Here is a 6,636-nt window from a genome sequence, read left to right on the forward strand (position 1 = left end):
CGCGGTCTGGTGCGTGCGATTCCAAGGCGGAGGAGGGAGGCGACGCGGAGCGTCGCCGACCGACGACAACGCCGGAAGCGTGCGTGCCAGGGCGTGGCCGCCCGGTCAGAGGCCACCCGCCACCCTCTTAGCCCTGGTGGGGGTAGGTGTAGTCGGTCGGCGGGACCAGCGTCTCCTTGATGGCCCGGGTCAGGGTCCAGCGCTGCAGGTTCTGCGGGGCGCCCGCCTTGTCGTTCGTACCCGAGGCACGGCCACCGCCGAAGGGCTGCTGGCCGACGACGGCACCGGTCGACTTGTCGTTGATGTAGAAGTTGCCCGCGGCGTAGCGCAGCTTCTCCATCGTGTACGCGGCCGCGGCGCGGTCGTTCGAGATGACGGAACCGGTCAGCGCGTAGTCGGAGACCAACTCCATCTGCTCCAGCATCGCGTCGTACCGGTCGTCCTCGTAGACGTGCACGGCGAGGATCGGGCCGAAGTACTCGGTCGTGAAGACCTCGTTCTCCGGGTCGCTGCACTCGATGACGGTCGGGCGGACGAAGTAGCCCACCGAGTCGTCGTACGTGCCGCCCGCGACGATCGTGCAGGACGGGTCGGACTTCGCGCGGTCGATCGCGGCCTTGTTCTTGGCGAACGAACGCTCGTCGATGACGGCGCCGATGAAGTTCGACAGGTCGGTGACGTCACCCATGGAGATGGAGTCGACCTCGGCGGCGAACTTCTCCTTGAAACCGGAGTTCCAGATGGAGGCCGGGACGTACGCGCGGGAGGAGGCCGAGCACTTCTGGCCCTGGAACTCGAAGGAGCCCCGGGTCAGCGCGGTCTTCAGGACGGCGTGGTCGGCCGACGGGTGGGCGACGACGAAGTCCTTGCCACCGGTCTCGCCGACGAGCCGCGGGTAGGTGCGGTAATTGGCGATGTTGTTGCCGACCGTCTTCCACAGGTGCTGGAAGGTGGGGGTCGAGCCGGTGAAGTGGATGCCGGCCAGGTCGCGGTGGTTCAGGGCCACCTCGGAGACGGCGATGCCGTCACCGGTCACCAGGTTGATGACGCCCTTGGGCAGACCGGCCTCTTCCAGCAGCTGCATCAGCAGCACGGCGGCGTGGGTCTGCGTCGGGGACGGCTTCCACACCACGACGTTGCCCATGAGGGCGGGGGCGGTGGGCAGGTTGCCCGCGATGGCCGTGAAGTTGAACGGCGTGATCGCGTAGACGAAGCCCTCCAGCGGGCGGTGGTCCATGCGGTTCCACACGCCCGGCGAGTTGGCCGGCGGCTGCTCGGCGAGGATCTGGCGCGCGTAGTGCACGTTGAAGCGCCAGAAGTCGACGAGCTCGCAGGGGGTGTCGATCTCGGCCTGCTGCGCGGTCTTGGACTGGCCGAGCATCGTGGAGGCGGCCATCGTCTCGCGCCACGGGCCGGACAGCAGCTCGGCGGCGCGCAGGATGATCGCGGCGCGGTCGTCGAAGGACATCGCGCGCCAGGCCGGGGCGGCGGCGAGCGCGGCGTCGATCGCGTCCTGCGCGTCCTGCTGGGTGGCGCCCGCGAAGGTACCGATGACGGCCTTGTGGTTGTGCGGCTGTACGACGTCGAAGCGCTCGCCGCCGCCCATCCGCTTCTCGCCACCGATGGTCATCGGAAGGTCGATCGGGTTCTCGGCGAGCTCCTTGAGCTTCACCTCCAGGCGGGCACGCTCCGGGGAGCCCGGGGCGTAGGAGTGGACCGGCTCGTTGACCGGCGCGGGGACCTGGGTGACAGCGTCCATGGGTTCCGTTGCTCCTTGGGTAGAGAGGTGGAGGGGGGCTCAGCCCTTGGTGAGGATGGAGCGGCCGAAGAACAGCAGGTTCGCCGGCTTCTCGGCGAGGCGGCGCATGAAGTAGCCGTACCAGTCGGTGCCGTACGCGGTGTAGACACGCATCCGGTGTCCCTCGGCCGCGAGCCGGAGGTGCTCGTCGCTGCGGATGCCGTACAGCATCTGGAACTCGTACTCATCCAGTTTGCGCCCGGCCTTGCGGCCCAGCTCCTGGGCGATGGCGATCAGACGCGGGTCGTGCGACCCGATCATCGGGTAGCCCTCGCCCTCCATGAGGATCCGCAGGATACGGACGTACGCCTTGTCGATCTCGGCCTTGTCCTGGTACGCGACGGAGGCGGGCTCCTTGTAGGCGCCCTTCACGATGCGGACGCGGCTGCCGGCGGCGGCCAGCCGGCGGGCGTCGTCCTCGGTGCGGAACAGGTAGGCCTGGATCACACAGCCGGTCTGCGGGAAGTCCCTCCGCAGTTCCTCGTGGATGGCGAACATCGAGTCGAGGGTGGTGTGGTCCTCGGCGTCCAGCGTGACCGTGGTGCCGATCTCGGCGGCGGCCTCGACGACCGGGCGGACGTTGGCGAGCGCCAGCTCGTGGCCGCCGTCCAGCGCCTGTCCGAACATGGAGAGCTTGACGGACATCTCGGCCCTGGTGCCCAGGCCGAGGTCCTTGAGGCGCTCGATCAGTTCGAGGTAGGCGTCGCGGGCGTCGGCGGCCTGCTCGGGGGTGGTGATGTCCTCGCCGACCACGTCGAGGGTGACTTCGAGACCCTTGCCGGCGGCGTCCTCGATGATCGGGACGACCTGGTCGACGGTCTCACCGGCGATGAACCGGTCGACGACCTGCTTGGTGCCAGGTGCGGCCGAGATGAAACGGCGCATCTTGTCGCTGCGGGACGCGGCGAGAATCACGGGACCCAGCACGGGGCACCTCCACGGAAAGTACGAACGAAGGCCATACCGGCAGATTGGGAACAGACCGGTACAGCACGGAGAACCACCGTGAAATCTAAGGATCTCTCCGATCCTGTGCCATCGACAGCTGTCACGCATCCGTTCCCCGGTTCTCAGACATATGTCTGAAGGGGTGCGAGAATGGCCGGGTGAAGGGCGATTACCAGGAGCTGGTCGACGAGATCTCCGGGCTGCTCGGCGCCCCCGCGACGCTGGAGAACCGGGACTTCGGCCTGGTCGCCTTCGGCGCCCACGACAGCGACGACGACACCGCGATGGACCCGGTCCGCACCCGCTCGATCCTGACCCGCCGCTCCACGCCCGCCGTCCGCGCCTGGTTCGAGGGCTTCGGCATCACCCGCGCCACCGGACCGGTCCGCATCCCCGCGGCCCCGGAGGCCGGGGTCTTCCGGGACCGGATCTGCCTGCCGGTGCGCCATCGGGGTGCCGTGCTCGGCTACGTATGGCTGCTCGACGCCGACCCCGGGCCGACCGACGAACAGCTGAAGGCGGCGATGGAAGTGGCGGCCCGGATCGGGGCGCTGCTCGCCGACGAGGCGCGGGCGGGCACCGATCCGTCCCGGGAGTTCGGTGCGGTGCTGACCGCCGGGCGGGGCTGGCAGCGCGACATGGCGGTGGCCGCGCTGTACGAGGCGCTGGGGCCGGACGCCCAGGGGCTGCACACGGTGGTGTGCGTGGCCCCGTGGCCGGACGATCCGCCGTCGGTCCGGGCGGTCCCGTCGGCGGCGGCGCTGTCCTCGGTGCCCGGGACCGGAGGGTTCCCCTCGCTGGCCGCGCTGGTCCGGCTGCGCTCCACCGATGTCCTCGAACCGGCGCTCACCGCCGCGGACCGGCTGCGGTCGGCCGCGGGCCGGGACGCCACCGCCGGGGTCGCGGTGCCCCGCCGGGGTCTCGCGGAGCTGGCCGCGGCCTGGCAGGAGGCGGTGGGGGCCGCCCGCGCGGCGGCGGCCGAGTCCCGGTTCGGCCCGGTGGCGCGGTGGTCGTCGATCGGGCCGTACCGGCTGCTGACCGCGCTCCCCGCGGAGGCGGTCGCGGACCCGGTGGTCCGCGCCCTGCTCACCCCGCCGCACAAGGATCTGGCCCGCACCGCCGAGGTGTTCCTCGACTGCGCGGGCCAGGCGTCCCGGACGGCCGCGGCCCTCGGGGTCCACCGCCAGACGCTCTACTACCGGCTCTCCCGGATCCAGCAGCTCACCGGCCTCGATCTCAACGACGGCGAGGACCGGCTGCTGCTGCACATGGCGCTCAAGAGCGCACGGCTCAGGAGGTAGAGCCTCCCCGGCCCTCCAGCACGACCTTCAGACCGTCCGTCAAGTCCTGTGCGGACGGGGCGGATTCACTGTCCATCAGCCACTGCACCATCACGCCCGCGAGCAGCGCCTGACAGAACAGCCCGGCCACCCGCGCCTTCTCCGGGTCCTTCTCCGGGTCGATGCCGAGCATGCCCTCGGCGAGCCCGTCGCGCCCCTCACGCTGCGGGTCCAGCAGGGCCTTCCGCAGCTCCGGGTCCTTGTCGATCCGGGAGACGACCTCCATCTGGAGCTGCCAGACGGACCGGGTCTCCTCGAAGCTGTCGATCACCCGCTCCCAGGTGTCGCGGAACTGGTCGAGCGGCGGCCCGGACGCGTCGTCGCCCTCCGCGCGCTCCTGCCCGTCGTCGGTGAGCAGATCCCCCCACTCCTCCGTCACCTTGACAAAGGCGAGGTTGAGCAGGGCCTCCTTGGAGCCGTAGTGGTAGCCGATGGAGGCGAGGTTCGTACCGGAGGCGGCCACGATGTCGCGCGCCGTCGTCCGGGCGTATCCCTTCTCCAGCAGGCAGCGCTTGGCGCCTTCGAGCAGATCCTCACGGTGTCCCATGAAAGCAGCGTACCCGGCATGCAGACGTTTGTGTAAGACGCACGTCTAGATGCCGGGTACGCGGAAGGGCTCCGGAACCGTCAGTCGGTCAGGTTCACCGTGCGGGCCGAATTGGCACCGATCTCGGTGGAGATCTCGGCGAGCACCGACGCCGGGACGTCGTCGTCGACGGTGAGCACGACCAGCGCCTCGCCACCCGCGTCCGTCCGCGACACCTGCATGCCCGCGATGTTCAGACCGGCCTCGCCGAGGATCCGGCCGACCGTGCCGACGACACCGGGACGGTCCTCGTAACGCAGCACCACCATGTGGTCGGCCAGCGCCAGGTCCACGTCGTACTCGCCGACGGCGACGATCTTCTGGAGGTGCTTGGGCCCGGCCAGCGTGCCGGAGACCGAGACCTCCTCGCCGCCCGAGAGCGTGCCGCGGACGGTGACCACATTGCGGTGCTCGGGCGACTCGGAGCTGGTGGTGAGGCGGACCTCGACACCGCGCTCCTGCGCGAAGAGCGGAGCGTTCACATACGACACGGTCTCGTCGACGACGTCCTCGAACACGCCCTTGAGCGCGGAGAGTTCGAGCACCTTGACGTCGTGCTGGGTGATCTCGCCGTACACCTCGACGTCGAGACGGACCGCGACCTCGCCCGCGAGCGCGGTGAAGATCCGGCCGAGCTTCTCGGCGAGCGGCAGACCCGGGCGCACGTCCTCGGCGATCACGCCGCCCTGGACGTTGACCGCGTCCGGCACCAGCTCACCGGCGAGCGCCAGGCGCACGGACTTGGCGACCGCGATGCCCGCCTTCTCCTGGGCCTCGTCGGTGGAGGCACCGAGGTGCGGGGTGCAGACGACCTGGTCGAACTCGAACAGCGGGGAGTCCGTGCAGGGCTCCTTCGCGTACACGTCGAGACCGGCGCCGGCGACGCGGCCCTCCTTGAGGGCGGAGGCGAGCGCCGCCTCGTCGACGATGCCACCGCGCGCGGCGTTGACGATCCGGACCGAGGGCTTCACCTTGTGCAGCGCCTCGTCGCCGATCAGGCCGAGCGTCTCGGGGGTCTTGGGCAGGTGCACGGTGATGAAGTCCGCGACCTCCAGCAGCTCGTCGAGCGTGAGGAGCTTGACGCCCATCTGCGCGGCGCGCGCGGGCTGCACATAGGGGTCGTACGCGACGATCTTCATACCGAAGGCCGACATCCGCTGCGCGACCAGGACGCCGATGCGGCCGAGGCCGACGACACCGAGGGTCTTCTCGCTGAGCTCGACGCCGGTGTACTTGGAGCGCTTCCACTCGCCGTTCTTGAGGGCGCTGTTGGCCTGCGGGATGTTGCGCGCGGTGGCGACCAGCAGACCGCAGGCCAGCTCGGCGGCGGTGACGATGTTGGAGGTCGGCGCGTTCACGACCATCACGCCGGCCTTGGTGGCGGCGGAGACGTCGACGTTGTCGAGACCGACGCCCGCACGGGCGACGACCTTCAGCTTCTTCGCGGCGGCGACGGCCTCGGCGTCGACCTTGGTGGCGGAGCGCACCAGGATGGCATCGACATCGGCGATCGCGGGGAGGAGCTCGGCGCGGTCCGCGCCGTTGCAGTGCCGGATTTCGAAGTCCGGGCCCAGCGCGTCCACCGTGGCGGGCGACAGCTCTTCAGCGATGAGTACGACAGGTTTCGAGCTCACGTGAGTCCTCACAGGTCCAGTGCGGACGGCCGTCCCGACGGCCGCAGGCGGTGGAGGGGCTTGCCGCGTGGAAGACGCACGACACTGTGGGCCTGACGCGTGTATGTGTGGAGAAGTGTAGTCATGCGCCAGGACGCATACTGCGCCCCGTTGGAAGGATCACCCACACGGGGGTGGACGACTTGTACACACGTACGACGCCGCCTCTTCCAGCGGTGAAGAAGGAGGCGCCCCGGGGGGCGGGCCGGCAGACCCGCCCCCCGGGGCGTCGGTGTTACGCGTCCTCGTCGTTGACCCAGCTCATGAGCTTGCGCAGCTCGCGGCCGGTAG

At 70.0% G+C, this 6,636-nt stretch carries 5 protein-coding genes; 1 reads left to right on the forward strand and 4 read right to left on the reverse strand.

Annotated elements, in window-relative coordinates; genetic code table 11:
• Positions 1–127 precede the first annotated feature (127 nt).
• Positions 128–1,759: an L-glutamate gamma-semialdehyde dehydrogenase gene (gene pruA / locus EES42_RS01130; RefSeq protein WP_124716220.1), complete on the reverse strand. Its 1,632-nt coding sequence runs from the start codon at positions 1,757–1,759 to the stop codon at positions 128–130.
• Between the two features lie 39 nt (positions 1,760–1,798).
• Positions 1,799–2,725 carry a proline dehydrogenase family protein gene (locus EES42_RS01135; RefSeq protein WP_124716221.1) on the reverse strand — a complete coding sequence of 309 codons (927 nt, stop codon included), beginning with the start codon at positions 2,723–2,725 and terminating at the stop codon, positions 1,799–1,801.
• A gap of 179 nt (positions 2,726–2,904) precedes the next feature.
• Between EES42_RS01135 and EES42_RS01140 the strand changes: the two genes are divergently transcribed.
• Positions 2,905–4,047, forward strand: coding sequence for a PucR family transcriptional regulator (locus EES42_RS01140; RefSeq protein WP_124716222.1), 1,143 nt, complete (start codon positions 2,905–2,907; stop codon positions 4,045–4,047).
• Here the strand turns inward: EES42_RS01140 and EES42_RS01145 are convergent.
• Both EES42_RS01145 and serA read right to left on the reverse strand, forming a co-directional pair.
• Entirely contained in the window at positions 4,037–4,633 is a 597-nt protein-coding gene (locus EES42_RS01145) for a TetR/AcrR family transcriptional regulator (protein WP_124716223.1), read from the reverse strand. The genes EES42_RS01140 and EES42_RS01145 overlap by 11 nt on opposite strands.
• An 80-nt stretch (positions 4,634–4,713) precedes the next feature.
• Positions 4,714–6,306 (reverse strand): phosphoglycerate dehydrogenase, encoded by a 1,593-nt coding sequence (gene serA, locus EES42_RS01150; RefSeq protein WP_124716224.1) that lies wholly within the window; start codon positions 6,304–6,306, stop codon positions 4,714–4,716.
• Positions 6,307–6,636: the final 330 nt, after the last annotated feature.

Origin of the sequence: Streptomyces sp. ADI95-17 (genome assembly GCF_003846175.1) — a bacterium.
GTDB lineage: Bacteria > Actinomycetota > Actinomycetes > Streptomycetales > Streptomycetaceae > Streptomyces > Streptomyces sanglieri.